Origin of the sequence: Agromyces lapidis (assembly GCF_009749405.1) — a bacterium.
In the GTDB taxonomy this organism is placed as follows: domain Bacteria; phylum Actinomycetota; class Actinomycetes; order Actinomycetales; family Microbacteriaceae; genus Agromyces; species Agromyces lapidis.
The window spans coordinates 338,087-363,229 of sequence record NZ_WBIQ01000005.1; the positions used below are offsets into that span (position 1 = coordinate 338,087).

24 protein-coding genes and 1 tRNA gene are annotated in these 25,143 nt (G+C 71.7%); 13 read left to right on the plus strand and 12 right to left on the minus strand.

What is annotated here, in order from left to right; translation table 11 throughout:
* Positions 1-2: 2 nt before the first annotated feature.
* The 5 genes from GQQ93_RS08575 to GQQ93_RS08595 form a co-directional block, all read right to left on the minus strand.
* Positions 3-1,235 carry a PP2C family protein-serine/threonine phosphatase gene (locus GQQ93_RS08575; protein ID WP_157423807.1) on the minus strand — a complete coding sequence of 411 codons (1,233 nt, stop codon included), beginning with the start codon at positions 1,233-1,235 and terminating at the stop codon, positions 3-5.
* 3 nt (positions 1,236-1,238) lie between these two features.
* Positions 1,239-1,784 (minus strand): FHA domain-containing protein FhaB/FipA, encoded by a 546-nt coding sequence (locus tag GQQ93_RS08580; RefSeq protein ID WP_157423808.1) that lies wholly within the window; start codon positions 1,782-1,784, stop codon positions 1,239-1,241.
* Complete coding sequence (locus GQQ93_RS08585; protein WP_157423809.1) at positions 1,781-2,527, minus strand: FHA domain-containing protein; 747 nt, start codon at positions 2,525-2,527, stop codon at positions 1,781-1,783. Before GQQ93_RS08585 ends, GQQ93_RS08580 begins: the two co-directional genes overlap by 4 nt.
* 65 nt (positions 2,528-2,592) lie before the next feature.
* Positions 2,593-5,106 carry a glycoside hydrolase family 65 protein gene (locus GQQ93_RS08590; protein WP_157423810.1) on the minus strand — a complete coding sequence of 838 codons (2,514 nt, stop codon included), beginning with the start codon at positions 5,104-5,106 and terminating at the stop codon, positions 2,593-2,595.
* Positions 5,103-5,891 carry an HAD family hydrolase gene (locus GQQ93_RS08595; RefSeq protein WP_281349894.1) on the minus strand — a complete coding sequence of 263 codons (789 nt, stop codon included), beginning with the start codon at positions 5,889-5,891 and terminating at the stop codon, positions 5,103-5,105. The genes GQQ93_RS08590 and GQQ93_RS08595 overlap by 4 nt, the downstream gene beginning before the upstream one ends.
* A gap of 329 nt (positions 5,892-6,220) precedes the next feature.
* On the opposite strand from GQQ93_RS08595, the gene GQQ93_RS08600 reads away from it, so the two are divergent.
* Positions 6,221-6,304, plus strand: a tRNA-Leu gene (locus GQQ93_RS08600).
* Between the two features lie 252 nt (positions 6,305-6,556).
* Positions 6,557-7,510 carry a hypothetical protein gene (locus GQQ93_RS08605; RefSeq protein ID WP_157423811.1) on the plus strand — a complete coding sequence of 318 codons (954 nt, stop codon included), beginning with the start codon at positions 6,557-6,559 and terminating at the stop codon, positions 7,508-7,510.
* A 96-nt stretch (positions 7,511-7,606) separates the two neighbouring features.
* On the opposite strand, the gene GQQ93_RS08610 is transcribed toward GQQ93_RS08605, so the two are convergent.
* Positions 7,607-8,440, minus strand: coding sequence for an alpha/beta fold hydrolase (locus tag GQQ93_RS08610; RefSeq protein ID WP_157423812.1), 834 nt, complete (start codon positions 8,438-8,440; stop codon positions 7,607-7,609).
* 142 nt (positions 8,441-8,582) lie between these two features.
* Between GQQ93_RS08610 and GQQ93_RS08615 the strand changes: the two genes are divergently transcribed.
* Entirely contained in the window at positions 8,583-9,086 is a 504-nt protein-coding gene (locus GQQ93_RS08615) for a CGNR zinc finger domain-containing protein (protein ID WP_157423813.1), read from the plus strand.
* Positions 9,087-9,117: 31 nt separating this feature from the next.
* Here GQQ93_RS08615 and GQQ93_RS08620 read toward each other — a convergent pair whose 3' ends face one another.
* Positions 9,118-9,672 (minus strand): DUF6611 family protein, encoded by a 555-nt coding sequence (locus GQQ93_RS08620; protein ID WP_157423814.1) that lies wholly within the window; start codon positions 9,670-9,672, stop codon positions 9,118-9,120.
* A 224-nt stretch (positions 9,673-9,896) separates the two neighbouring features.
* On the opposite strand from GQQ93_RS08620, the gene GQQ93_RS08625 reads away from it, so the two are divergent.
* The 5 genes from GQQ93_RS08625 (at position 9,897) to GQQ93_RS08645 (ending at position 14,591) form a co-directional block, all read left to right on the plus strand.
* Complete coding sequence (locus GQQ93_RS08625; RefSeq protein ID WP_157423815.1) at positions 9,897-11,423, plus strand: SPFH domain-containing protein; 1,527 nt, start codon at positions 9,897-9,899, stop codon at positions 11,421-11,423.
* A 223-nt stretch (positions 11,424-11,646) separates the two neighbouring features.
* Complete coding sequence (locus tag GQQ93_RS08630; RefSeq protein ID WP_157423816.1) at positions 11,647-12,105, plus strand: DUF2871 domain-containing protein; 459 nt, start codon at positions 11,647-11,649, stop codon at positions 12,103-12,105.
* A gap of 122 nt (positions 12,106-12,227) precedes the next feature.
* A complete protein-coding gene (locus GQQ93_RS08635) occupies positions 12,228-13,583 on the plus strand; it encodes a flavin-dependent oxidoreductase (RefSeq protein ID WP_157423817.1) in 1,356 nt (451 codons plus the stop codon).
* 4 nt (positions 13,584-13,587) lie between these two features.
* A complete protein-coding gene (locus tag GQQ93_RS08640; RefSeq protein WP_157423818.1) occupies positions 13,588-14,106 on the plus strand; it encodes a MarR family winged helix-turn-helix transcriptional regulator in 519 nt (172 codons plus the stop codon).
* On the plus strand, positions 14,103-14,591 hold the full coding sequence (locus tag GQQ93_RS08645; protein WP_246192204.1) for a DUF3237 domain-containing protein: 489 nt from the start codon (positions 14,103-14,105) through the stop codon (positions 14,589-14,591). Before GQQ93_RS08640 ends, GQQ93_RS08645 begins: the two co-directional genes overlap by 4 nt.
* A gap of 52 nt (positions 14,592-14,643) precedes the next feature.
* Here the strand turns inward: GQQ93_RS08645 and GQQ93_RS08650 are convergent, their stop codons facing one another.
* Positions 14,644-15,240 carry a GNAT family N-acetyltransferase gene (locus GQQ93_RS08650; RefSeq protein ID WP_157423819.1) on the minus strand — a complete coding sequence of 199 codons (597 nt, stop codon included), beginning with the start codon at positions 15,238-15,240 and terminating at the stop codon, positions 14,644-14,646.
* A gap of 64 nt (positions 15,241-15,304) precedes the next feature.
* Between GQQ93_RS08650 and GQQ93_RS08655 the strand changes: the two genes are divergently transcribed.
* Entirely contained in the window at positions 15,305-16,222 is a 918-nt protein-coding gene (locus tag GQQ93_RS08655; RefSeq protein ID WP_212277284.1) for a DNA-3-methyladenine glycosylase family protein, read from the plus strand.
* Between the two features lie 291 nt (positions 16,223-16,513).
* On the opposite strand, the gene GQQ93_RS08660 is transcribed toward GQQ93_RS08655, so the two are convergent.
* A complete protein-coding gene (locus tag GQQ93_RS08660; RefSeq protein WP_246192206.1) occupies positions 16,514-17,593 on the minus strand; it encodes an NAD(P)H-dependent flavin oxidoreductase in 1,080 nt (359 codons plus the stop codon).
* On the minus strand, positions 17,590-18,486 hold the full coding sequence (locus tag GQQ93_RS08665; protein WP_246192208.1) for a flavin reductase family protein: 897 nt from the start codon (positions 18,484-18,486) through the stop codon (positions 17,590-17,592). Before GQQ93_RS08665 ends, GQQ93_RS08660 begins: the two co-directional genes overlap by 4 nt.
* Before the next feature lie 160 nt (positions 18,487-18,646).
* Here GQQ93_RS08665 and GQQ93_RS17925 point away from each other — a divergent pair, with 160 nt between their 5' ends.
* Entirely contained in the window at positions 18,647-19,159 is a 513-nt protein-coding gene (locus GQQ93_RS17925) for a tetraspanin family protein (protein WP_212277285.1), read from the plus strand.
* A 15-nt stretch (positions 19,160-19,174) separates the two neighbouring features.
* On the opposite strand, the gene GQQ93_RS08675 is transcribed toward GQQ93_RS17925, so the two are convergent.
* Positions 19,175-19,627 carry a winged helix-turn-helix transcriptional regulator gene (locus tag GQQ93_RS08675; RefSeq protein WP_246192209.1) on the minus strand — a complete coding sequence of 151 codons (453 nt, stop codon included), beginning with the start codon at positions 19,625-19,627 and terminating at the stop codon, positions 19,175-19,177.
* 79 nt (positions 19,628-19,706) lie between these two features.
* Between GQQ93_RS08675 and GQQ93_RS08680 the strand changes: the two genes are divergently transcribed.
* On the plus strand, positions 19,707-21,998 hold the full coding sequence (locus GQQ93_RS08680) for an LLM class flavin-dependent oxidoreductase (protein ID WP_157423820.1): 2,292 nt from the start codon (positions 19,707-19,709) through the stop codon (positions 21,996-21,998).
* Positions 21,999-22,013: 15 nt separating this feature from the next.
* Here the strand turns inward: GQQ93_RS08680 and GQQ93_RS08685 are convergent, their stop codons facing one another.
* Positions 22,014-22,889 (minus strand): carbohydrate kinase family protein, encoded by an 876-nt coding sequence (locus tag GQQ93_RS08685; RefSeq protein ID WP_246192210.1) that lies wholly within the window; start codon positions 22,887-22,889, stop codon positions 22,014-22,016.
* 64 nt (positions 22,890-22,953) lie between these two features.
* Here GQQ93_RS08685 and GQQ93_RS08690 point away from each other — a divergent pair, with 64 nt between their 5' ends.
* Both GQQ93_RS08690 and GQQ93_RS08695 read left to right on the plus strand, forming a co-directional pair.
* Positions 22,954-23,925 (plus strand): acetylxylan esterase, encoded by a 972-nt coding sequence (locus tag GQQ93_RS08690; protein ID WP_157423822.1) that lies wholly within the window; start codon positions 22,954-22,956, stop codon positions 23,923-23,925.
* A 95-nt stretch (positions 23,926-24,020) separates the two neighbouring features.
* The gene (locus GQQ93_RS08695; protein WP_157423823.1) at positions 24,021-25,127 is read left to right on the plus strand and encodes a phospholipase D-like domain-containing protein; all 1,107 of its coding nucleotides are present in this window, start codon (positions 24,021-24,023) and stop codon (positions 25,125-25,127) included.
* Positions 25,128-25,143: the final 16 nt, after the last annotated feature.

A 25,143-nucleotide genomic window follows, 5' to 3' on the forward strand; every position in this document is an offset into this window, starting at 1 on the left:
GGTCAGTCAAGGGACTCCTCCAAGCGCTGCACGATCTGGAAGGCCTCCGTGAACGACCCCGCGCTGATCGTCTGCACGACGCGCTGCTGGTCGTAGGTGCGCAGTTCGGCGATGTCGATGTCGGTCTCGGTGTGCAGCTCGTGCAGCGAGATCGGGCCGAGATTCTGCTGGATGCCCTGGTAGATGGCGACCCGGCCGTTCGACTCGCCCACGTAGTAGCGGGTCTGGGTCCACTGATAGCTGAGCAGGATCGCGGCGAAGATCGCCGCGATGAACATCGCGATCCAGAAGCCCCACACCCAACGGCGGCGACGGCGGCGACGGGCGTCCTCTTCGATGATCTCGTCGAAGTAGTCGGCCGAGTCGGGTTCGAAGTGCGTCTCCTGCACGGGGTGCGGCCTGAACGGCGTCAGTCGGATGCCTCGTGGCCGCACCGGTTCGAGGGCCGCGCCGAAGGCGAGCGGAGCCGCGGCCGAACCGACGATGAGCGGCGGCGTCGCGGGCGCGGCGGGCTCGCCGATGTCGACGAGCACGACCGTGACGTTGTCGGGGGCGCCGCCGTCGAGCGAGGCCTTCACGAGGCGGTCGGCGACCTGCTTCGCGCCGACGTCGGCCGACATGAACTCGTGGATCTCGTCGAAGGAGACGACGCCCGACAATCCGTCGGAGCACAGCATCCACCGGTCGCCGTCTCGGGTGTCGAGCACCATCTGGTCGATCTCGGGTGACGCCTCGACGTCGCCGAGCACGCGCATGAGCACCGAGCGGCGGGGGTGCACCATGGCCTCTTCGGCGGTGATGCGGCCGGCGTCGACGAGGCGCTGCACGAAGGTGTGGTCGGTCGAGATCTGGCTGAGCTCGCCCGAGCGCAGCAGGTAGATGCGCGAGTCGCCGATGTGCGAGATGACGACGCGGTCGCCGAGGTACAGCATCGAGCTGACCGTCGTGCCCATGCCGGTCAGCTCGGAGTGCTCGGCCACCGTCTCGGCGAGGCGCCGGTTCGCGGCGATGAGGGCGCCCTCGAGCGCCGCCGCAGCCTCGGGTGCGCTGTCGTAGTCGACATCGGCCTCGGCGATGCGACGCGTCGCGATCGCGCTCGCGACGTCACCGCCGGCGTGGCCGCCCATGCCGTCGGCGACGAGGAACAACCGGCGCCCGGCGTAACCGGAGTCCTGATTGTTCGAGCGGATCCGCCCGACGTGCGAGACCGCTGCGCTCGCCTTCACCGTCGGCATGGACTACCGCCGCAGCTCGAACGTCGTCGCTCCGACCTTCACGGTGGCTCCGAGCGGGATCGGGGTGGGCACGGTCACTCGGGAGCCGTTGAGGAAGGTGCCGTTCGTCGAGTCGAGGTCCTGGATCATCCAGCGGTCGTTCCAGAGCATCAGCCGCGCGTGGTGGGTCGAGGTGTAGTCGTCGCGGATGATGATCGCCGAGTCGCTCGAGCGGCCGATGGTGATCTCGTCGCGCCCGAGCGGGAACTCGACGCCCGACTTCGCGCCGCTCGTGATCACGAGCCGCGTCGCGTTGCTGCTCGACGCGAGCTCACCGGCGCCGCCGGAGGCGGTCGGCGTCGAGACCGGCGCCGTGGGCGCCGCAGCGGGCACGGGGGAGCTCGGGAACGCGGAGGCCGCGGCGGGGGCGGCGGTCGCCGTCTCGGGCTGCAGCTTGCGCACGCGCTGGCCGAACAGGTCGCTGCGCAGCGCGTAGACGATCGCGAAGATGAACACCCACAGGAGGATCAGGAAGCCCAGTTGCAGGACGACCAGGGTCAGTTCGCTCATTCGCCGGCTCCCCAGAATCCGCCCATGTCGTGGCGCTGCGTCGCCGGCGCGGCGCGGCGCGGTTCGCCTGCGCCGCCTGCGGCCTGCGCGAGCACCCGGAACACGATACGCGAGCGACCGATCGTGATGACCGAGTCGGGTTCGAGGATCGACTCCTTCACGGCGGCACCGTCGAGCTGCGTGCCGTTCGTCGAGCCGAGGTCGCGCACCCGGGCGCGCGAGCCGTCCCACTGGACTTCGGCGTGGCGGCGCGAAGCGCCGGAGTCGTCGAGGGTGACGTCGGCCTCGCTGCCGCGACCGATGACCGTGCGGCCCTTGAGGATCGGGTAGCGCTTGCCGTCGACGTCGAGCACCGGGGTCCAGGCGACCTGGCCCTTCACGTTCTGCGAGTCGACCTGCACCATTCCGACGCTGAGGCTCTCGTCGGAGCGGAGCCCGATCGTGATGCCGCCGGCGAACTGGAAGTGCTGGCTCGCCGCGTGCCGCTGCACGAGGTCGACGAGCTCGTCGATGAGCGCCGGCCCGAGCGACGACATGCGCTCGTGGTCGGCCGGCGACATGCGCACGGTGAAGTTGTTCGGCACGAGCACGCGGTCGCGCGACACGACCGCCGCCTTGGTGTCGATCTCTCGCTTGAGCGCCGAGGTGATCTCGACCGGCTGCAGCCCCGAGCGGAAGGTCTTCGCGAACGCGCCGTTGACGGCGCGCTCGAGACCTTTCTCGAAGTTGTCCAGTAGGCCCACAGGTCTCCCGATTCCGGTGTCTGACTTCGCGTCATGTTAGCGCGAGCGGCTGGCAACACCCCGGATCAGTCGATCGGGATGACCGTTTCGATGTCGTCGGCGTCGAGTGACAGGGTCGGGATCGACGCCGTCAGCAGGGTACCGTCCGCCCGCCTGGTGCCCGTGACATCCCGCATCGTCGGCGAGCCGTAGCGGCGCGGACCCTGCCCGTCGAGCGGCACCGTCACCGGGAGGCCGGACGAGATCGTCACCTCGGTGCCGCGCACCGAGACGGTCGCCTCGATGCCCTCCTCGACCGCGAACGTGATGGCCTCGGGCTCGAGCTCGGCGCGCAACCGGGTGCCGCGCAGCGTCACCCGGAAGGTGAGCCGCGACCAGCCGTCGGGCAGGCGCGGATCGAAGGTGAACCGTCCGCCGTGGTCGCGGAATCCGCCGAAGCCCGAGACCAGCGCGCTCCAGACGCCACCGGTGGATGCCACGTGCACGCCGTCGGCCGCGTTGTGATGCAGGTCGGCGAGGTCGACGAACAGCGCCGAACGGAAGTAGCGCATCGCGAGCTCGTGATACCCGACCTCGGCCGCGATGATCGACTGCACGACGGCCGACAGCGTGGAGTCGCCCGTCGTCAGCGGGTCGTAGTACTCGAAGTTGGCCCGCTTCGCCTCGGCCGAGAAGCGGTCGCCCTGCAGGTACAGGGCGAGCACGACGTCGGCCTGCTTCAGCACCTGGAAGCGGTAGATGACGAGCGGGTGGTAGTGCAGCAGCAGCGGCCGGCGGTCGTCGGGGGTGTTCTCGAGGTCCCACAGCTCCTTCTGGAGGAAGGCGGAGTCCTGCGGGTGGATGCCCAGCTGCTCGTCGAAGGGGATGTGCATGTGCGCGGCGGCGCGGCGCCAGCTCGCGACCTCGGACGGCGTCACGCCGAGCCGCTCGACGAGCCGGTGGTAGCCCGGGGCGTCGTGCACCTGCAGGGTGTCGATCGCGGCGGCCGCCGCGGCGAGGTTCGCCCGTGCCATCACGTTCGTGTACAGGTTGTCGTTCACGACCGTCGTGTACTCGTCGGGGCCGGTGACGCCGTGGATGTGGAACACGTCGTCGGCGTTCGAGCGCCAGAACCCGAGGTCCTCCCACATGCGGGCCGTCTCGACGAGGATGTCGATCGCGCCGCGCGCGAGGAACTCCTCGTCGCCCGTGGCCGCCACGTACTGGCAGAGCGCGTAGGAGACGTCGGCGTCGATGTGGTACTGCGCCGTGCCCGCCGCGTAGTAGGCGCTCGACTCCTGCCCGTTGATCGTGCGCCAGGGGAAGAGCGCGCCGCGCTGGTTCAGCTCGAGCGCGCGCGACCGGGCGGCGTCGAGCATGCGCTGCCGGAAGCGCAGCACGTTGCGGGCGACGATCGGGGCGGTGTAGCTGAGGAACGGCATCACGTACACCTCGGTGTCCCAGAAGTAGTGGCCGCCGTAGCCCGAGCCGCTCACGCCCTTCGCGGCGACCCCGCCGCCGTCGGTGCGCGCGGTCGCCTGTGCGAGCTGGAAGAGGTTCCACCTGGTCGCCTGCTGCAGCACCGGCTCGCCCGCGATCTCGACGTCGGACCGCGCCCAGTAGTCGTCGAGCCAGGCCCGCTGCTGTGCGAACAGCTCGCCCGTGCCGAGCTCGGCCGCCCGGTCGAGGGTGCGGTCGCAGCGGTCGACGAGCTCGCGAGCCGGCACCTTGCGGGCCGTGTGGTAGCTCACCGTCTTCGTGATGCGGATCGGCATGCCCTGCTTCGCCTGCACCCGGTACACGTGCTTGGCGAGGTCGTCGCCGATCGTGCCCGTCTCGGTGAACGGGTTGTCGGTCGTGATCTGGTGCTCGGCGCCGACCGCGAGGGTCATGCCCGAGTTCGTGCACTGGTAGCCGAGCACGTAGCGACCGCCCTGGGCGCGATTCACGCGCGGCTGCAGCACCCGCTCGGTGAACTGCTCGGCCCGCCGCGGGTCGAACGTGCCCGGCGACTCCTGCATCACGCCGCCGCGGTACTCGTCGCGGCCATCCTGACGGTTCAGGATCTGGCTCGAGATCGTCACCGCCGCATCGGCGTCGAGCAGCTCGACCTCGTAGTCGATGACTGCGAGGTGGCGGTCGGTGAAGCTCGTCATGCGGCGGCTCGTGATGAGCACGCGCTTGCCTGCGGGCGTGCGCCACTCGATCGACCGGCTGAGCGCCCCCAGGCGGAAGTCGAGTCGGCGCTCGTACGAGCGCAGCTCGGCCTCGGTGAGCACGAGCGGCTCGTCGTCGACGTAGAGGCGGATGATCTTGGCATCCGGCGCGTTGACGATCGTCTGCCCGACCCGGGCGAAGCCGAACGCCTCCTCGGCGTGGCGGATCGGCCACGTCTCGTGGAACCCGTTCACGAACGTGCCGTGCATGTGGCCGTCGCGGCCCTCCTCGACGTTGCCGCGCAGGCCCAGGTAGCCGTTGCCGACCCCGAAGAGCGTCTCGGTGCGACCCATGTCGGCGTCGCCGAACTCGGTCTCGACGAGCGCCCACTCGTCGATCGGGAAGCGGCTGCGGTTCAGCGGGTCGTCGTCGGCGAACCTCATGCGTCGTCCTCTCGGGTGGCGGGTGAACTCTCTTCTGGCGAGAAGTCGAGTGTCGGGATCAGTTCGTCGAGCTCGTCGACCACGACGTCGGCGCCGAGGCGCTCGAGCGTGCCTCGTCCGACCCCGCGGTCGACGCCGACCACGAGCCCGAAGTCGCCGGCGGCGCCGGCCTGCACGCCCGACTCGGCGTCCTCGACGACGGCGCACGCGGTCGTCGGCAGTCCGAGCAGTTCGGCGGCCCGCTCGTAGGTGTCGGGGGCCGGCTTGCCGGGCAGGCCCTCGGCCGCGGCGTAGCCGCCGTCGACGACGACCTCGAAGCGATCGGCGAGGCCTGCTGCGGCGAGCACGGCCGGGGCGTTCTTCGAGCTCGAGACGACGGCCACGAGGCATCCGGCCGCCTCGACCGCGTCGAGGAATGCGACGCTCGCCGGATACGGCGCGACGCCCTCGTCGGCCAGGGTCTCGTTGAAGGCGGCGTTCTTGCGGTTGCCGAGACCGTGCACGGTGTCGAGCTCGGGCGCGTCGCTCACCTCGCCCTCGGCGATGCGGATGCCGCGACTCGCGAGCAGGCTGCGGACCCCGTCGTAGCGCGGCTTGCCGTCGATGTGGGCGAAGTAGTCGCCCTCGGAGTACGGGGCGGCGCCGTGCAGCTCGAGGTAGGGGGTGAAGAGCCGCGCCCAGGCGTGCATGTGCACGATCGCCGTGGGCGTGAGCACGCCGTCGAGGTCGAAGAGCCAGCCGCGGATGCCACGGAGATCGAGTCGCTCGTCGGGGGAGTGGGTCACGTGGGCGCTCCTTTCGTCGCATCGGTCGTGGGCGCCGGTACCCGGGTCTCGATGCTATTCCCGGGCGGCGGCCCGGCGCGAGGTACGGCCGGGACTCTGAGGGGATGCCAAGGGTTCGTGCGGGTCGCCGCCGCGCGCTTTCGTCGAGTCGTACGACGATCCGGTCGACGCGCCGGGGGGTCGCGGCGGGTCGCGCGGATCATGGTGCAACTCGACACGCACTGGGGCCGTTGGGACGGGCGGATGCGTGGGCTGCCGCCTCGAATGGAGTTGTGGCGCGCGAGATGTTAGGCTCTCGTGGCTGGACGCACTTCGGTGCGACCACACATGCGCGAGTGGCGGAATTGGCAGACGCGCTGGCTTCAGGTGCCAGTACTCGCAAGGGTGTGGGGGTTCAAGTCCCCCCTCGCGCACAAACGAAGGCCCCCGATCCGTCGGGGGCCTTTCGCGTTCCCGGGAGGAGTGCGGCGTCTCACGTGAAAGTCGATCACGATTCGGGATCGGACCCCGGCGCATCGATCCTCCAGATGCTTGGATGGATCGCCCGACCGTCCCCGGTGCGCCCCCGAAGGCGCACCGCCCCTACTCCGAGGTGATGATTGACCGACCCTGCACCCCCGAAATACGGTGTCCGCCTCCCGAGCGAGGAGTCTCCGACGGAGTCCGTGCTGCCGACCCCGGATTCCCTCGCCGTCGATGCCGAGGCATCCGTCGCCCCCGTGCGACGCCGGCGGTGGGGCGCGATCATCGCGATCTCGCTGCTGGGCGTCGCGCTCGCCGGTGCCGTGGCCGGGTGCGCCTGGTTCTTCCTCCAGCTCGACGCCGCGCAGAACCGGATCTCCGAGCAGGAGCAGGAGCTCGAGCAGCAGCGTGAGCTCATCGACGAGAAGGAGACGTTCGGCGCGGCAATGGATGCCCTGCTCGAGTCGACCGTCAAGTTCGACGACGTGCTCACCGCCTCGGTCGTGCCGTGGGAGGACTACCGGCGTCTCGCCGTGCAGGCGTGGGCGCATCGTTGGGACGCCGATGCGGTCGCGAGCGACACCCGGGCCGTCGAGCAGGCGGCCGCCGAGCTCGACGCCAGCTGGAACGAGGCTCAGCAGCAGGCGGGGTCGAACGCGAGCGGTTCGGGCTACGAGGCGGTCATCGACCGACTCTCGGGCGGCTTCGTGAGCTCCGTCGTCGATGACGCGAAGGCGATCTGCGCAGATGGCGACGACGGCGGCGACCGCGAACTGCTCGCGTGCGTCTTCAACGACGACCCGTACGTCGTGCACTTCGACGCGGCAGCGGATTCGGTGCCCTACATGAACGACGAACTCCGTGCCGGGATCGCGTACCACGAGTTCGCGCACGTGCTGCAGATCACGAACCCCACCGCCACCCGGGAGGCGCTGCCCGCGTTCGACGGCGACGGCGAAGTCATGGCCGACTGCTTCGCCCTCACCTTCCTCGACGGATGGCAGCTCGACCACCGCATCTGGACCAGCGACTACGAGTACTGGGACGTGAACATCGGCTACGGCACGGCCTGCACCGGTGCACAGCAGCAGGTGGTCCGCGACTGGCACGCGAAGCTCGGTGTCGAGCTCCAGCCCGTGTCGAGCAAGGCGCTCTGAGGCGACGGGCGCGGCACGCGGCATCCGCTGCCTCGGAACGGAAGAGTCCCCGCCGCAGCGGGGCTCTTCGTCGTTCGGGGGCACCTGCGGCCGAGGCTACTTCGCGAGGAAGGCGAGCAGCGCCTCGGTGACCTCGTCGCCGTGCGTCCACAGCAGTCCGTGAGGAGCGCCCTCGATCTCGACGTACTCGGCCGAGGGGAGTCGCTTGGCGAACTCGCGGGCGGTCGCGTCGATCGGGAGGATGCGGTCGGCCGTGCCGTGCAGGATCAGGCTCGGCACCGAGACCTTCGCGATGTCATCGCGGAAGTCGGTGAGCCACGACTGCACGACCGCCGAGGAGGCGAACCAGGAGGCGCCTGCCGCAGTGTTCCAGCTCGCGCGCACCGCGGCCTCGCTGATTCGGCTGCCGAGCGTCTCGTCGAGGTTGTAGAAGTTCTGGAAGAAGTCGTCGAACCAGGCGTAGCGGTCGGCCTTCGCCGCCTGCTCGATGCCCGCGAAGACCTCGGCGGGAACGCCGGTCGGGTTGTCGTCGGTCTGCAGCAGGAACGGCTCGAGCGAGGCGAGGAACGCGGCCTTCGCGATGCGCTCGTCGCCGTAGGTGCCGAGGTAGCGGCCGAGTTCGCCGGTGCCCATCGAGAAGCCGACGAGCACGACGTCGCGCAGGTCGAGGGTCTCGAGCACCGCATTCAGGTCGCGCGCGAACGTGTCGTAGTCGTAGCCGGTGGTGGGCTGGCTCGACTTGCCGAAGCCCCGACGGTCGTACGTGATGACGCGGTAGCCGGCCTCGAGGAGCGCGGCCGACTGCTTCTCCCAGGATGCTCCGCTGAGCGGGTAGCCGTGGATGAGCACGACGGGCTGACCGGAGCCGTGGTCCTCGTAGTACAGGTCGATGTTCTGCGAGTTCTCGGTTCCGACGGTGATGTACGACATGGCGTCCTCCTGCTTGCTCGTTCATATCTAACTGGAATAGTGAATTGATCCGGTTAGTTCTGGTGAGTGCAACGCTATAACCCGATAGCTATTCCATGCAAGTTAGAATTTGGACACACTGGTTGAACCCCGAGGAGTCGACATGACGGAACCCATTGAGACGGCAGGGTTGCTGCTCGACCTCGTCAACTCCCGTCTCGTCTACGACGAGCGGGTCGAAGACGAGCTCGACGACGAGCACGGGCCGACCTGGCTGCGCGCGCACGGAGCGCCCGCCGAAGCCGCGGACCTCGCCGACGCCCGAGAGGTGCGCGACGCTCTCGTCGCAGTCTTGCGGGGCACTCGCTCGCCCGACGCGCTCGCGCCCTGGCTCGCCGAGATGGCCAGTCGGCCGGAGCTCGACGCCGAGGCCGGGCTCGTCTGGCGCGATCGCGACGGCGACGGCCGCCGTATCGGCGGCGCGGCCATCCGCGAGTGGGCGGCGTTGCAGTCACCGTCGGGCTCCCGCATCCGCCCGTGCGCGGCACCCGACTGCCAGCACTTCTTCATCGACACGAGCCGTGCGAACGCGCGACGCTGGCACTCGATGGAGACCTGCGGCAATCGCGAGAAGGCTCGTCGGCACTACGCGAAGACGGTCGTCTGAAGCCGGGCCGCGCCCCGGAGACTCCGCCGGTTCAGCGTGCCGTGGCCGATCGCGCCTTGCCCTCGTCGGACATGAGCAGCTGTCGAGCCGTCTCATAGACGTGGTGCCAGCGACGCTCGAACTCGAGCTCGTCGATCTTGCCGTCGCTCAGCTGCGACTCCGCGGCGTTCATCGTCGCGACGAGCCGGTTCGCGGTGGCCTGGCGCGCGAGCAGCCCGCCGTCGCGGGTTCCCGGCGGCACCTCGGTCATCAGCTGGACGACGGAGCGGCGCAGGCGCCGGCAGCGGGAGCCGAGGGCGACCAGGAGCGCGATGATCACCCCCGCTGTGACCGCGAAGGCGGCCGGTATCGGCATGGTCGTGCTGAATCCGGCCAGACACAGCCAGAAGAGCATGACGGCGAACAGGGGAGCGGATCTCCAGGCGCGAAGCCATCGTCGTTCGCCGGTCGAGGATCCGGGCGGGTAGACGGTGACCGTGCGGACGACGACGCCGTACCTGCCCACGATCGCCGAGGTGTCGCCCCAGCGGTGACGGCCGTCTCGGAGCGCGACCCACTCGCGGGCGCACGCGGCTGTGATGGTCATGTTCCCGGTCTACGCCGAGCAACCCTGCGGCGGCTCGGTCTCGACGATTCCGAAACGCCCGGGGGCCGGAATCAAACGCTCTCCTCACGCTCGCCCGGTCGGAGGCCCTCGCGGACTCGGGCGCGGCACGCGGCATCCAGTACCTCGGAATGATTGCGCCGGGGAGCCGGGCCAGACATCCTTGATCGGAGCCTTGCCCGAACCCACCCGAACGAAGGAACCCCGTGCTCGAGTTCTTCGCCGCTGCCCCGATCATCGGCATCATCGTCCTCGTCGTCATCGCCGCCATCATCCTGTGGATCTGGGCGAAGGTGCTGTACCGCAACGTCTCGCCCGACGAGGCGATCGTCGTCACCGGCAAGCGTTCGCGCCGCCGCATGGTCGACGGCGTCGACACCGAGGAGTCGGGCCAGCGCGTCGTGCATGGCCAGGGCGTGTGGATCATGCCCTTCTTCCAGAAGGCGCACAAGATCTCGCTGCGCTCGCGGGCGATCGAGATCCGCGCCGAGGCGCAGACCAACAACGGCATCACCGTGCACGTCGACGCCGTCGCGATCGTGAAGGTCGGCGACTCGGCCGCCTCGATCCGCGCCGCCGCGCAGCGGTTCCTCGGGCAGGACAAGAACATCGACATGTTCGCCCAGGAGGTGCTCTCGGGTTCGCTTCGCGCCTCGATCGGCGCGACCGACGTGCTCACGATCATCAACCGCCGCGACGAGCTCTCGGCCGCCGTGCTCGGCGTCGCCCGCGAGTCGCTCGTCAACCAGGGCCTCGACGTCGACTCGTTCGAGATCAAGGGCATCTCCGACACCAACGGCTACATCGACGACCTCGGCCGTGCCGAGCAGGCGAAGGTGCGCAAGCAGGCCGAGATCGCCGAGGCCGTCGCGCAGCGCGAGGCCCGCGAGGCCGTGATCGCCGCCGAGCAGACCGTCGCCGAGCGCGAGGCCGAGCTCGCCCAGCGCAAGGCCGCGCTGCAGCGCGAGACCGACAAGGCGATGGCCGAGGCCGCCGCCGCCCGCCCGCTCGCCGAGGCGCTCTCGCAGCAGGAGGTCGTCGCCCAGCAGGAGATCACCGCCCAGAAGAAGGCTGCGCTACGCGCCGCCGAGCTCGACTCCGAGGTCAAGGCCGTCGCCGACGCGCAGGCGTACAAGGTGAAGGTCGAGGCCGAGGCCTCCGCCGAGGCGGTGCGCATCGCCGCCGACGCCGACCGCATCGCCCGCACCGCCTCCGCCGAGGCGCTCAAGGCCGAGGGCCTCGCCGAGGCCGACGCGATCCAGGCGAAGGGTGCCGCCGAGGCAGCTGCCACGAAGGCCGCGGCCGAGGCCGTCGCCCAGCAGTCCGAGGCGCTGCTGCAGATGCGGGTCATCGACGCGCTGCCGCTCATCGCCCGCGAGCTCGCCGCGCCGATGTCGAACATCGACCAGCTCACCGTCGTCTCGACCGACGGCGCCTCGCAGCTCGCGAAGAACGCCGTCTCGGGCATCACCGAGGTCGACGCGATGCTGAGCTCGACGATGGGCGTGGGCCTCCGCGAACTCCTGGGCTCGATCATCGGCGGTGCCGCCGCCGGCGGTGCCGCCGCGCGCGCCTCCGAGCGCGACGGTGCCGAGGTCGTCGCCGGACTCGGCGCGAGCGTCGGAGCCGGTGTCGGCGCCGGCGTCGCCGAGGCGATCTCGCCGATCGCCGACCGGCTCGAGGGGCTGCAGTCGCAGCTCGACGACGACGCCGCCGACGCGAACCGCTCCTGACCGGCCCGCGGTTCCGACCGCGCTGATCGATGCCGAGTGCCCCGTACCCGGGTGCTCGGCATCGTGCGCGCGTCGATCGTGCGAGCGGCGGAGCGGCATCGCGGCAGGGCGGTAGAGCAGCCGAGCGGCACGGCGTCAGCCCGGCGCGGTCGGCTCAATCGTTCGATCGATGTGGCGCGCGCGGCATCCGGCCATGCTTGAAGGAACGCCGGAAGGGATCGTCATGCTCAAGTTGTTCTACGCCGCGTTCGCGTACATGGTCGTCGGGGTGGCCTCGGGCCTGTACTACCGCGAGCTCACGAAGTCGCAGGGCTTCCCCGAGGGGGAGTTCACGCAGCTGGGGCTCGCGCACACGCACCTCCTGACGCTCGGTTTCATCGTGCTGCTCATCGTGCTCGTGCTCGAGAAGGTGTTCGAGCTGTCGAAGAGCCCGCTGTTCGGCTGGTTCTTCTGGGTCTACAACGCGGGCGTGATTCTGACCTCGGCGATGCTCGTCTGGCATGGCACGCTCACGGTGCTGGGCGAGGATTCGGGCGCCGCCATCGCGGGCATCGCGGGCCTCGGCCACATCGTGGTGACGGCGGGCATGGTGCTGCTGTTCCTCGCGCTGCGCACCCGCGTCGTCGCCGCGGTCGCCGCCAAGCGCGCTGCCGACACGGTCGACGCGGGAGTTGCGGGGTAGCTCGCCGCACCGTGGCGGAGCCCGGTACCCGCTTGCCATTGGAGAGTTTTGTTGCAAAACTATCTCTGCGCAGCGGGCACGAGCGACGAGTCCGATGACGCGCACCTGACAAGGAGGCCATGGTGAAGATCGTCATCGCAGGAGCGGGTATCGGCGGGCTCGCCGCAGCACTCAGCCTGCACCGCGCCGGATTCCGCGACATCACGATCTACGAGCGGGTGCGCGAGCTGAAGCCCCTCGGCGTCGGCATCAACCTGCTGCCCCACGCGGTGCGCGAACTGACCGAGCTCGGCCTCGCCGACGAGGTGGCCGCGATCGGGGTGCCGCCGAGCCGGCTCTCGTACTACAACCGGTTCGGCCAGCCGATCTGGTCCGAGCCGCGCGGACTCGACGCGGGCTACCGCTGGCCGCAGCTGTCGGTGCATCGCGGCGAGTTCCAGCTGCTGCTCGCGCGCGAGGTCGAGCGCCGCCTCGGCTCCGACGCCATCCGGCTCGGCTGCCGGCTCGTCTCGGTCGAGCACCTCGACCCCGCGTCGCCCGAGGCTCGAGCCGCCGGCCACGCCGAGTTCGCGCGCTTCGTGCGCGAGGGGGCCGGGGGCGGGGCCGAGGAGGTCGAGGTGGCCGCGGACGTCGTGATCGGCGCCGACGGCATCCACTCGGCGATGCGCGCCCAGGCCTGCCCCGACGAGGGCGGGCCCGTGTGGAACGGGCTCATCCTCTGGCGCGGCACCGCGACCGTGCCCACGTACCTCGACGGCCGCACCATGATCATGGCGGGCGACGGCGAGCAGAAGTTCGTCTCGTATCCGCTCGTCGCGCCGGGGGCCGATGCGGGCGCCACCCGACTCAATTTCATCGCCGAGCGCCGCGCCCCCGAGGGCGTCGACGAGACGGCCGACTGGAACCACGCCGTCGACCCGGGCCCGATCGAGCAGCTCTTCGCCGACTGGAGCTTCGACTGGCTCGACGTGCCCGCGGTCATCGCCGCAGCCGACGAGATCCTCGAGTACCCGATGGTCGACCGGAACGCCCTGCCGCAGTGGACCTTCGGCGGTTCGACCCTCATCGGCGATGCCGCGCACGCGATGTACCCGAACGGGTCGAACGGCGCCTCGCAGGCGATCATCGACGGGCGCACGCTCGCGTTCCACCTCGCGAACGAGACGGCGGGTCGGGATGTCTCGACCGACGTCGCCCGGGCGAACGCGGTGCGCACCGCGCTCGAGGCGTACGAGGCCGACCGTCGTCCGGCCACTGCCCGCCTGCTCGAGATGACCCGCCAGCTCGGCCCGGAGAAGGTGATGCAGCTCGCGTACGACCGCGCACCGCAGGGCTTCGCGCACGTCAACGACGTCATCCCGGCCGACGAGCTGCAGGAGGTCGCCGACGGCTACAAGCGCGCCGCCGGCTTCCACCCGTCGGCCCTCAACGAGCGGGCGTCGCTCACGCCCGAGTCGGCACCCGAGGTGGAAGACTGAGGCGATGGAACAGCGCCGGCACGAGGCCTCCGAGGTCGAGAACACGGATGCCCCGGACCCGGCCGATTCCTCGGCCGGACTCGCGCGGCTGAACCAGGTCATCTCGCCGCTCCGGCGAGGCTTGCTGAAGGCCGCCCGGGCCGCCGAGCAGCTGCCCGATCTGCCCGACGCGCAGATCGAGGTGCTGCGCGCCCTGCCCGCCGGCGTCGTGCGATCGCCCGGCGAGCTCGCGGTCGACCTCGGCCTCAGCCGGCCGACCGTGAGCAACCTGCTGAAGGCGATGGAGGCGGCGGGCCTCGTGACGAGGGAGGTGCCGACCGGCGACCGGCGGCGGGTCGAGGTGCACGCGTCGAAGCGGGCGCTCGGCCTCTTCGATCGATTCGATCGGGCGAGCGCGAACGTGCTCGACGAGGCGCTCGCGGCCCTCAGCGACGATGACCGCGCCTTGCTCGCCGACGCGCTGCCGGCGCTCGAGCGACTGCGCGACGTCGTGCAGGACGCGGCGCGCGGGAGCGCCTCGTGAGCGGGACGGTCGCAGGGGCATCCCACCCCCTGATGGCACCCGAGCTCGAGTTCGTCTTCGAGCTGCGCGTGGCGGTCGGGCCGGAACAGCACGTCGGCCGCGGACCTGGCGAAGAGCTCGGCTTCACGCCGATCACCGGCGGCACCGTGTCGGGCCCCGCGCTCGACGGCGAGGTGGTCGCGGGCGGCGGTGACTGGTGGGTCTACCGCGGCGACACCACGCAGCTCGATGCGCGCTACCTGCTGCGCGCGTCCGACGGTGCGGTGATCGACGTGATGAACCGCGGCTACCATCGCGCCGATGAGGCGCTCGCGCGACGGCTCGAGGCAGGCGAGCCGGTGACGGAACAGGAGCTGTACTACCGCACGGCGCCGGTGTTCCAGACGGATGCGCCGGCGCACCGCTGGCTCGCCGAGCACCAGTTCATCGGCCTCGCGCGGCCCGAGCCGGGGCACGTCTGCATCCGCGTCTTCGTCGTACGGTGACGGGGCCGGTCTGGCGCCCCGGTGAGGTGCGTCAATCGACCCCGCTGGGCGATCACGCGTCGAGAGGCCGCCACATGGTGGTGACCGGGGCGCCGTCCAGGGGAGAGGCGAAGCCGCCGACCCGGCGGAATCCGGCCCGCTCGTAGCGGCGGTCGTTCTCGGGGTTCGTCGATTCGAGGTAGGCCGGGAGGCCCTCGGCGGCGAAGGACCGCAGGTTCTCGGCGAGCATGCGCTGCCCCAGCCCCTCACCGCGGCGCGACGGGTTCGACGCGAGCAGGCTCAGGTACATGTGCCTCTCGCCGTGAGGGTGGTTCGACTCGAACGCCGCCATGAGCCCGTCGAACGCGCGCCGCTGTTCGGCGTCGAGCCGGGCCTCGACGATCGCCTCGACCTCGGCGAACTGCTGCTCGGTCATCTCGGGCTCGCCCGAGGGCAGCCACACCGCGACCGCGTCGCCGTCGTCGACGACCCACACCGTCCGGTACGGCAGGGCGCCTTCGACGAAGCGGCGCCAGAGGGGTTCGAGATGACTCGTGTCGCCGTCGGGGCGGCGCAGCACCGGACCCCAGACGGGGTCTTCGGCGAAGGCGAGGGCGAGCGTGGTGGCGATTGCGGGGGCGTCGGCGTCGTCGGCGAGTCTGAGGTGCACGGGTTCATCGTCGCACGGCGCACGCGCCCGCGCCGCTGTCAGCCGCGTGAGGCACACTGGTGCGGTGATCGCCGACCATGCCCTCGAATGGCGGCCGCGGCATCCGACCGATCTCCGACAGACCCTCGGAAGCCTGCGCCGGGGCTTCGGCGACCCCGCGTTCCACCTCGACCGGGCGGGTGCGGTGTGGCGCGCGGTGCGCACCGTCGACGGCGATGCCACGATCCGCGTGCGGCAGCTGCCGGGCGGTCTGCTGCGCTGCGAGGGCTGGGGGCCCGGGGCGGGCCTCGCGGTCGAGCAGGCGCCCGAACTGCTCGGCGAGCACGACGACCCGAGCGGGTTCGTGCCGCTGCTGCCCGTGCTCGACACAGCCCACCGCCGCAATCCGGGGTTGCGGGTGCCGCGCACGGCGCAGGTCTTCGAAGCGCTCGCCGCCTCGATCCTCGAGCAGAAGGTGATCACCCAGCAGGCGCACGACTCGTGGCGCCGACTCGTCGTCCGCTTCGGCGCGGTCGCGCCCGGGCCGACGCCCCGGCCCATGCACGTGGTGCCGAGCCCCGAGCAGTGGCGGGCGATTCCGAGCTGGGAATGGCACAAGGCCGGCGTCGACCCGCGACGCGCGGCGACGGTGCAGAACGCGGCCCGGCATGGGCGGCGCCTCGAGGAGGCGGCAGGCATGAGTCAGGCGGATGCCACGGCGCGCCTGGTGCTCATGCCCGGCGTCGGGCCGTGGACCGCCGCGGAAGTCGCGCAGCGCGCCCTCGGCGATGCCGATGCCGTGTCGGTCGGCGACTACCACCTCTCGAACTACATCGGGCATGCGCTCGCCGGGCGTGACATGAGCGACGAGGAGATGCTCGAGGCGTTGGCGCCCTGGGCCGGGCACCGGTACCGAGTGGTGCGCCTGCTCGGCGCGGCCGGCGTGCGCGGGCGACCGCGGCGCGGACCGCGGATGCCCTTCGTCGACCACCGAGCCATCTGAGGCGGGCCCCGGCCCGGGGCCCGCGGGGCGGGGCCCGCGGGGCGGGGGTCGAGGGCAGGTGGCGGGCGGTGTGCGGTTCGGCATCGGCGGGGAGACCTATCATCCGTCGAACCTTCGGTACTTCGGTACCGGTGTCGCGCAAGAGAAGGTCCCGGTGGCGCGGTGGGGGCGGTGGGGCGTTGGCCCGGAGCATCCGCAGTGGGGCGTCGGCCGGGCGTCCTGCGGGGGTACGGCGACGTCACCGGGAGAGCTCGCCCGAGCGGACTCGCCCGCGTTGCCGGCCCCGAGCGGCTACGAGCCGAGCGGGCGGTGCAGCAGCGCGGCGGCGGTACTGGTGAACTCGTCGAGGATCGCGGCGACGGGGCGCGATTCGCGCAGGAGTCCGACGCCCTGACCGGCGTCGACCGGAATGAGCGCATGGTCGCCGTCGCGGTTGGCCGCCACGATCGCGGCGCGCAGGGCGACGAGGTCGGCGCCGTCGATCGCGACCGCCTCAGTGCGCAGCTCGTCGACGCGTTCGAGCCACTCGTCGACCAGGTCGTTGCGGATGACACGCTCGGGGAACCGTTCGGGCCACGGGAGCCCGAGCGCGGCATCGAGCGCGCTCGTGTTCACGGTGTCGTCGCCGGTCGCGGCGAGCAGCACCTCGATCGCCGCGGGCGGGGTGAGCGTCTCGGTCGAGGCGGAGAGCGCGGTGCCGATCCAGGCGCCCGCGGCGCCGGCCGCGAGCACGGCCGCGAGGGTGCGGCCCGAGCCGATGCCGCCGGCCGCGAGCACCGCCGGCCGGTCGGGCGTCGGAGCACCGCCCGTCGTCGTGCCCCCGCCCGGCGTGACCCCCAGCGGCTCGATCGCATCGAGCACGGCGTCGAGGAGTGCGAGCGTGCCGATGCGGGGATCGCCGTGCCCGCCGCCGTCGGATCCGCGCGCCACGATGACGTCGACGCCGGCGTCGGCCGCGATCAGGGCCTCGGCCGCCGTGTAGACCTGCGTCGCCGCGAGGGCGCCGATGGCGTGCACGCGGTCGACCCACTCGAAGCGTTCGGCGAAGCTCACCGAGACGAGCGCCGGGCGCGCCTCGAGCGCCACGTCGAGCAGCGCGGGATCGCGTTCGATGCCCCAGTGCACGAGCCCGATGCCGAAGGGCTCGCCCGCGCGGTCGCGTTCGAGTTCGACGAGTTGCGCGGCGAGCTTCGCCGCCGACCCCGCACTGCCCATGCCGATCATGCCGAGGGCCCCGGCCCGCGACACCGCGCTCGCGAAGCGGCCGCCCGCGACCCCGCCCATCGGCGCGCTCACGATCGGGGTCGTGAGACCGAGCGACGCCGACCACGGTGTCGAGAGCGTCGGGGGAGCGGCCGGGTGCCGGCTCACGGCTGCAACTCCTGCCGCGCGGCCCACTCGAGGAACGCGGGGTCGGCCGAGACGATGCGCGACACCTCTTCGCCGCCGTCGCAGCGGCAGAGGCTCACGATCGCCCCGTCGGCGCCGAGCTGACGCACGGCCCAGGTGCCGCCGAAGCCCTCCCACCGGTCGAGCTCGTCGAGCGGGGAGGCGGGCAAGGCGGGCGACGCGGGCCAGGCGGAAGCGGGCGATGCGGAATCCGGAGCGGATGCCGCATCCGGCACCGGCTCGCGCGTGTCGGGCGGGCCCGGCGCGATGGGCGACTTGCGGGTCCAGCCGACGTGCTCGCCGCGGTCGAAGAAGTGGCGGAAGCTGTAGATCAGCGGGTGCCAGGCGTGCGGGTCGATGTGGTTCGTGCCGGGCACGACGAGTTCGGGCAGCGCATGCACGCGCACCACCTCGACCTCGACCATGAAGTAGCCGGGATCGACGCCGGCGGTGGTGCGCCGCACCTCGCCCTCGAACTGCAGCGGTGCCTCGCGCACGCGCGGAGGGGACACCAGCTCCGAGGGTTTCGTCGTGAATCCGGCGAGTTCGAACTTGCGCGGTTCGAAACGATACTGCCCGGCCTTCGCCTCGGGCACCGGATCGCGGCCGGTCGCCGCCGAGAGCCGCTCGACCCCGCGCCACTGCGTCGCGGCCGGGAAGTTCACCGTCAGCTGAGGACGTTCGGCGAGGTTCGCCGCCGTCTGCCCGTCGGCCTCGAGCCCGAGCACGAGCATGCGGCCGAGCGCCCAGTGCGAGGAGGCGGGGGCGAGGTTCGGCGTGCCGTCGGGGTTCTCGGTGACGACGAGGTAGACCGGCGTGCCGACGTAGAGGACGCTCGGCTCGATCACGAGGTGGTCGGAGGTCTCGGCATCCATCGTGCGCCCTTCTCTGCGGATGCCCTCACGCTACGCCCGCCCGTGGGCGATCTCGGCTCTGTGACGCCCTTCACCGGAGAGGCATAGCCAACACATACCTTCGTCGCCTACGGTCGTCAGGGCGGCGAGCCGCGCCGCACCCCCGACCCGAAGGACCACTGTGACCTCGAACACCCCGACCCGCGCCCTGCCCAACCTGCCGCTCATCGGCACCTGGGTCGCCGCCCTCGCACTGCTCGGCGTCGGCCTCTGGCTGCTCAACACGTCGAACGCGTCGCAGGTCGAGCTGTACACGTCGCAGTCGCAGGACTACGCGGCCTACCTCGGCGCCCAGACCGGCACGACCGTCGGCGGCCTGCTGATCGCGGTCGGCGCGCTCGCCATCGTCATCGCCGCGGCGACGCAGGCGGTCGCCTGGTCGATCGCGCGCCGCGCATCGCAGGTGGAGGCCGCGGCGCCGGTCGAGTTCGACGAGGTCGACGAGTTCGAGGTCGAATTCGCCGAGGCCCCGGTCGCCACGGCCGAAGCTGCGCCCGAGGCGCCCGAGGCGCCCGAGGCGCCCGAGGCGCCCGCCGCCGAGCCGGTCGCGCCCGCCGCCGAGCAGGTCGCGCCCGCAGAGCCCGCCGCCGAGCAGGTCGAGGCCGACGCACCCGAGCAGGCCGACAAGAAGTAACCCGCAGAACAGGTGTCAGCCGGCCGGGCGCTCGATCGAGCGCCCGGCCGCTGCGTTCCCGGCTCCTGTCGCGCTCTCGAGGCCCCACTCGACGAGCGGCTGCAGCAGCTCGATGAGCCTGAGCCCCGCCGCGCTCGGCGTGTAGGCGATCGTCACCGGCGTCGTCGCCTTCACGTGCCGCTCGATCATGCCCTCGGCCTCGAGTTCGCGCAGCCTGGCCGCGAGCAGGCGATCGGAGATGCCCGTCACCGTGGCCCGGTACTCCGAGAACCGTCGGGCGCCGCGGACGCCCGCGAGCAGGATCGCGCCGTTCCACTTGCGGCCGGCGAACTCGATCGTCGTCTGGAATCGTCGGCACGCCTCGTCGTCGATGTGCCCGAGCCCCTCGAGTCGCGCGCGATGCGCGGCGAGATCGTCGCTGCCCGGGGCGGGCGCGGGAATGATCGGCTGCTCAATCTCGCTTACCACAAGTAAGCAGCTTACCCGAGAGGCGCGGATGAGGCATCCGTGCAGCATGCTGGGGGAGACGTGGAAAGGGACCCGCACGATGCACTACGGCCATGAACTCGAGTTCGGCACCTTCATCACCCCGACGAACGACCCGCCGCAGGCGCCGGTGCGCCTCGCCGAGCTCAGCGAGGCCGCAGGCTACGACCTGGTCACCTTCCAGGACCACCCGTACCAGCCGCGCTTCCACGACACGCAGACGCTCATGACGTGGGTCGCCGCACGCACCGAACGCATCCGCATCGCGGCGAACGTCGCGAACGTGCCGCTGCGCCCGCCCGCCGTGCTCGCCCGCTCGGCGGCGAGCATCGACCTGCTCTCGGACGGGCGCTTCGAACTCGCGCTCGGCGCCGGCGGCTTCTGGGACGCGATCGAGGCGATGGGCGGCCGCCGACTCACGCCCGGGCAGGCGGTCGACGCGCTCTCCGAGGCGATCGACGTGATCCGCGGCGTGTGGGATCAGGGCGAGCGCGCCCGGTTCCAGCTCGACGGCGACTACTACCGCATCGACGGCGCCAAGCGCGGACCGGCTCCGGCGCACAACATCCCCATCTGGATCGGCGCGTTGAAGCCCCGCATGCTCCGCCTCATCGGCCGTAAGGGCGACGGCTGGCTGCCCTCGCTCGCCTACCTGCAACCCGGCGACCTCGCCCGTGCGAACGCGACGATCGACGAGGCGGCCACCGCCGCCGGGCGCGACCCGCGCGAGATCCGCCGCCTGCTGAACGTCGGCGGCCGCTTCTCAGCGGGCGGTCGCGGCGGCATGCTCGACGGACCCGCCGAGCAGTGGGTCGAGCAGCTGCTGCCGTACGTCGTCGACGACGGCGTCAGCACCTTCATCCTCGCGAGCGACGACCCCGGCACCATCCGTCACTTCGCCGACGAGGTCGCGCCAGGCCTCCGCGAGGCGGCCGCACGCGAGCTGGGGGCGAGCGCCGGCACGGCATCGGATGCCTCGGGGTCGACCTCGCTCGCCGGCGCCGCGCCCGGTCGCAGCACCGCGGTGCGGGCCAAGCGCCGCGACGGCATCGATTACGACGCACTGCCCGCCCGGCTCGCCGCCCGGGCGATCGAGCCGGGCGACGCGGGCTACGCCCGGGTGAAGTCGACCTATCTCCGGGGCGGCGCCCCCGGTCTCGTGCTGCAGCCGACCACCGCGACCGAGGTCGCCGACGCCGTGCGCTTCGCGGCGCGGCACCCCGAGGTGCCGTTCGGCGTGCGCAGCGGCGGCCACGGCATCAGCGGCCGCTCGACGAACGACGGCGGCATCGTCGTCGACCTCTCGAAGATGCACGGCATGAGCGTGCTCGACGAGGCGAGCCGGCTCGTGCGCATCGAGGCCGGTGCGCGCTGGAAGGACGTCGCCGCGTTCCTCGCCCCGCACGGCTGGGCGCTCAGCTCGGGCGACTACGGCGGCGTCGGCGTCGGCGGCCTCGCGACGGCGGGCGGCATCGGCTACCTCGCCCGCGAGCACGGACTCACCATCGACCACCTGCGGGCCGCCGAGCTCGTGCTGGCCGACGGTCGGGTCGTGCGGGCCGATGCCACGGAGCATCCCGAACTCTTCTGGGCCGTGCGGGGGGCCGGTGCGAGCTTCGGCATCGTGACCGCGTTCGAGTTCGAGGTCGGCTTCGCGCAGCTCGCGTTCGATGCGAGCGACCGCGCCGGGTTTCTCGAGGCGTGGGGCAGGTGGGTGGTCGAGTCGCCGCGCGACGTGACGAGCTTCCTCATCATGGGCGGCACCCGGCCCGGGCAGCCGCCCGTCGCGAACGTCATGACGATGATCGACTCCGACGACCCCGACACCGTGCTCGAACGCCTGCAGCCGCTCGCCGACGCCGCCCCGCTCATCGGGCAGGACGTGCGCCTCTCCACCTACGACGCCGTGATGGCGAACGCGGGCGACGAGAGCCACGGCGCCGAGGGCGAGCCGACCTCGCGCTCCGGCCTCATCGGCCGGGTCACCCCCGAGTTCGCGCGTGCTGCGGCCCGGTACCTCGACGAGGGGGCGAGCTACTTCTTCCAGCTGCGCGCGGTCGGCGGGGCCGTGCACGACGTGCCCGCCGACGCGACCGCGTTCGCGCACCGGTCGGCCGAGTTCTCGGTCGTCGCGTTCGGCTCGTCGAGCATGCGCACGAGCGAGCGGTGGGACGAGCTCATCGCCCCGCACACCGCGGGCGCCTACCTCAGCTTCGAGACGATGCAGGGCGAGCGGGCCGTCGCGGCGGCGTTCCCGCCGGCGACGCTCGAGCGCCTGCGGGCGCTCAAGGCCGAGGTCGACCCGGGCAACCTGTTCCGCGACAACGCGAACCTCGGGGCGGCGGCCGGGTAGCGCGCGCCGCCGGCGTCAGGCCCCGAGCAGGGCGTCGAGGCTCGGGTGCAGGTGCCGGGTGACGAGCACGGATGCCGCGTGCCGGGCGCCCGCCTCGAGCGCCTCGTCGAGCCCGGAGCCGGCGAGGGTCGCGTCGAGCACGCCCGCCATGAACGCGTCGCCCGCGCCGTTCGTATCGCGCACCGTGGTCGGCACGGCCGCGACGTCGTGCCGGGTCATCCGCTCGTCGAGCGCCACGGCCCCGTCGGCGCCGAGCGTGCAGACGACGAGCGAGGCGCCGCCCTCGATGCACGAGCGCATGAACGGCAGCGGATCGTCGCCGATGCGGTCGGCGTTCATGAAGATCGCGTCGGCCGCCTCGATGAAGGGGCGGTGGAACCCGCTCTCGCCGTCGTAGTCGTGGATATCGGTCCAGATGGGCCGTCCGCTCGCCTTCGCCGCCGGGATCAGCCGGCGCGAGAGCTCGGAGAGGTCGAGGATCAGCGCCGAGGCATCCGCCATCGTGTGCCGCAGCTCGGCGTCGAGCTCGGCGTCGCTGCCCTCGCCGGGGTCGGCGGGAGTCGAGAGGAACAGCGAGACCCGCTCGCCCGCGCGCGTCATGAGGTTGACGTGGCGTTCGGTGACGCCGCCGTCGCCCGCGATGAGCGCGACGCCCGCCTGCGCGAGCAGCCGCTTCACGCGCGCGCCGTCGTCGTCGGCGCCGAAGAGCGCGTGCAGGCGGACCCGACGGCCGAGGCCGACGAGGCCGAGGGCCTTGCCCGCCGAGGTCGCGCCGACGGTCTCGTACTCCTCGAGTGCGAACTGCATGTGCGGCACCGGCTCGGGCAGCCGGTCGAGGACGACGATGCGGTTCCACGAGGCCGGCCCCGCGATGAAGACGTGTTCGCTCACCCGCCCCATTCTGGCGGATCGCCGCTCCGATACGCTGAATTCTCCGCCGAGCGAAGGATGCCACGTGCCACGACTTGATGCGCCGATCGACGAGCTGCGCGACTACCGCCCCGCGGTCGCCGAGCCGGCCGACTTCGATGCGTTCTGGGCGCGCACGATCGCGGATTCGCGGGCCCTCGCACGTGCGCCGCGGCTCGAACGCGTGGCGTCGCCGCTCACGGCGGTCGAGGTGTACGACCTCGAGTTCAGCGGCTTCGGGGGCGACCCGGTGCGCGGGTGGTTCCTCGTTCCTTCGGGCACCCGAGGGCGGTTGCCCGCGGTGGTCGAGTACCTCGGCTACGGCGGCGGCCGGGGCCTGCCGCACGAGCGGCTCAGCTGGGCGGCATCCGGCTACGCCTACCTGCTCATGGACACCCGCGGGCAGGGGTCGGTCTGGGGCACCGGCGGCGCGACGCCCGACCCCCACGGCACCGGCTCGTCGGCGCCCGGGTTCATGACGCGCGGCATCGACGACCCCGCTGCGTACTACTACCGGCGCGTGTTCACCGACGCCGTGCTCGCGATCGACGCCGTGCGCAGCCTCGAGCGCGTCGACCCCGATCGGGTCGCCGTCGCCGGCACCAGCCAGGGCGGCGGCATCTCGATCGCGGCGGCCGCGCTCGCCGAGGGGCTCGTCGGGGCGATGCCCGACGTCCCGTTCCTCTGCCACTTCGAGCGCGCGGTCGGCCTCACCGATCGCGACCCGTACCAGGAGATCGTGCGGTACCTCGCCGTGCACCGCGGTGCGAGCGAGCGGGTGTTCGAGACGCTCTCGTACTTCGACGGCGCGAACTTCGCCAAGCGCGCCCGCGTGCCCGCGCTGTTCTCGGTCGCGCTCATGGACCCGGTGTGCCCGCCGTCGACGGTGTACGCCGCGCGCAACCTCTGGGGGGCGAGCGCCGAGATCGTCGAGTACGCGTTCAACGAGCACGAGGGCGGCCAGGGCGAGCAGTGGCAGCGCCAGGCGGCGTGGCTGGCGGCGGCGCTCGCGGGCTGAGCCCCGTCTCCCGGGTTCCGGGGCACCCCTGATTCGGTGCGCCGGCGTGAGGAGTACACCCGAAGCTGAGTGAACCTCAGTGAAAGGGGTGCATCATGCCACTGCGCATCGGCGGCGTCGAGTTGTTCATGGGGCCCAGCTCGGTCGGCGGACCAGACGACCTCGACCTCGCCGTCCGCGAGTTCATCGCGGGCGCGAAGCACAGCCTCGCGATCGCGGTGCAGGAGATCGACTCCCGGCCCATCACCCAAGCCGTGCTCGACGCGAAGCGGCGGGGCCTCAGGGTGCGCGTCATCCTCGAGGGCGACTACCTCACCGAGGAGAAGGCGCTCGCCGACCCCTGGAACAGCCTCGGCGCCCACGAGGAGAACCGCACCATCCACGGCGCGCTGCTCAAGGCGAAGGTCGACGTCATCAGCGACCTGAACCCGAAGATCTTCCACCAGAAGTTCATCGTGCGGGACTCGGGCAAGACCAAGGCCGCCGTCCTCACGGGCTCGACGAACTTCACCCACACCGACACCGGCACGAACGCCACCTCGGGCCGGGGGAGCGGCCAGAACCTCAACCACGTCGTCGTGCTGCACGGGCAGCGCGCCGCGACCGAGTACCTGCGCGAGTTCGAGCGCATGCGGTCGGGCACCTTCGGCGAGCTCCACGAGCGGGTCGAACCGAAGCCGAAGGAGTTCGGCCTGCCCGCCGTGCGCGTGAAGCCGCTGTTCGCGCCCCGCCACGGGCCCGAGATGGAGATCATGAAGCAGATGCTGAAGGCCCGCGAGTCGATCGACTTCGCGATGTTCACCTTCGCCCAGTCGTCGGGGATCGACGACACGATGATCCGCCTGCGGCCGCTCGTGCAGCGGATCCGCGGCGTGCTCGATCGCGACCAGGGCGCCGCGAAGTGGGCGGCGACGAGCGACCTCGGTCGCGGCGACGTCGAGCTGTACGCCAACAAGCGCGGCACCGGGGTGCGCAAGCTCCACCACAAGCTCATGGTCATCGACGAGCGGCTGCTCATCGTCGGCAGCTTCAACTACACCGAGCCCGCCAACACGATCAACGACGAGAACATCATCGTCATCGGCGACCTCGAAGAGCAGGATGCCGCGGCGGAGGCCGCGCAACGGCAGCTCGCCGCCTACGCGCTCACCGAGATCCAGCGCATCGTCGACGAGCTCGCCGTGCCGATCCCGGTCGCCTGAGCGGCGGCGCCGCGGC

What these genes read in the sequence shown, in the direction of transcription:
- GQQ93_RS08610 (WP_157423812.1), bottom strand. Translation starts at nt 8,440, where the DNA reads ATGTCGTACATCACCGTCGGAACCGAGAACTCGCAGAACATCGACCTG.
- GQQ93_RS08615 (WP_157423813.1), top strand. Translation starts at nt 8,583, where the DNA reads ATGACGGAACCCATTGAGACGGCAGGGTTGCTGCTCGACCTCGTCAAC.
- GQQ93_RS08680 (WP_157423820.1), top strand. Translation starts at nt 19,707, where the DNA reads ATGCACTACGGCCATGAACTCGAGTTCGGCACCTTCATCACCCCGACG.
- GQQ93_RS08640 (WP_157423818.1), top strand. Translation starts at nt 13,588, where the DNA reads ATGGAACAGCGCCGGCACGAGGCCTCCGAGGTCGAGAACACGGATGCC.
- GQQ93_RS08575 (WP_157423807.1), bottom strand. Translation starts at nt 1,235, where the DNA reads ATGCCGACGGTGAAGGCGAGCGCAGCGGTCTCGCACGTCGGGCGGATC.
- GQQ93_RS08590 (WP_157423810.1), bottom strand. Translation starts at nt 5,106, where the DNA reads ATGAGGTTCGCCGACGACGACCCGCTGAACCGCAGCCGCTTCCCGATC.
- GQQ93_RS08580 (WP_157423808.1), bottom strand. Translation starts at nt 1,784, where the DNA reads ATGAGCGAACTGACCCTGGTCGTCCTGCAACTGGGCTTCCTGATCCTC.
- GQQ93_RS08630 (WP_157423816.1), top strand. Translation starts at nt 11,647, where the DNA reads ATGCTCAAGTTGTTCTACGCCGCGTTCGCGTACATGGTCGTCGGGGTG.
- GQQ93_RS08620 (WP_157423814.1), bottom strand. Translation starts at nt 9,672, where the DNA reads ATGACCATCACAGCCGCGTGCGCCCGCGAGTGGGTCGCGCTCCGAGAC.
- GQQ93_RS08665 (WP_246192208.1), bottom strand. Translation starts at nt 18,486, where the DNA reads ATGGATGCCGAGACCTCCGACCACCTCGTGATCGAGCCGAGCGTCCTC.
- GQQ93_RS08695 (WP_157423823.1), top strand. Translation starts at nt 24,021, where the DNA reads ATGCCACTGCGCATCGGCGGCGTCGAGTTGTTCATGGGGCCCAGCTCG.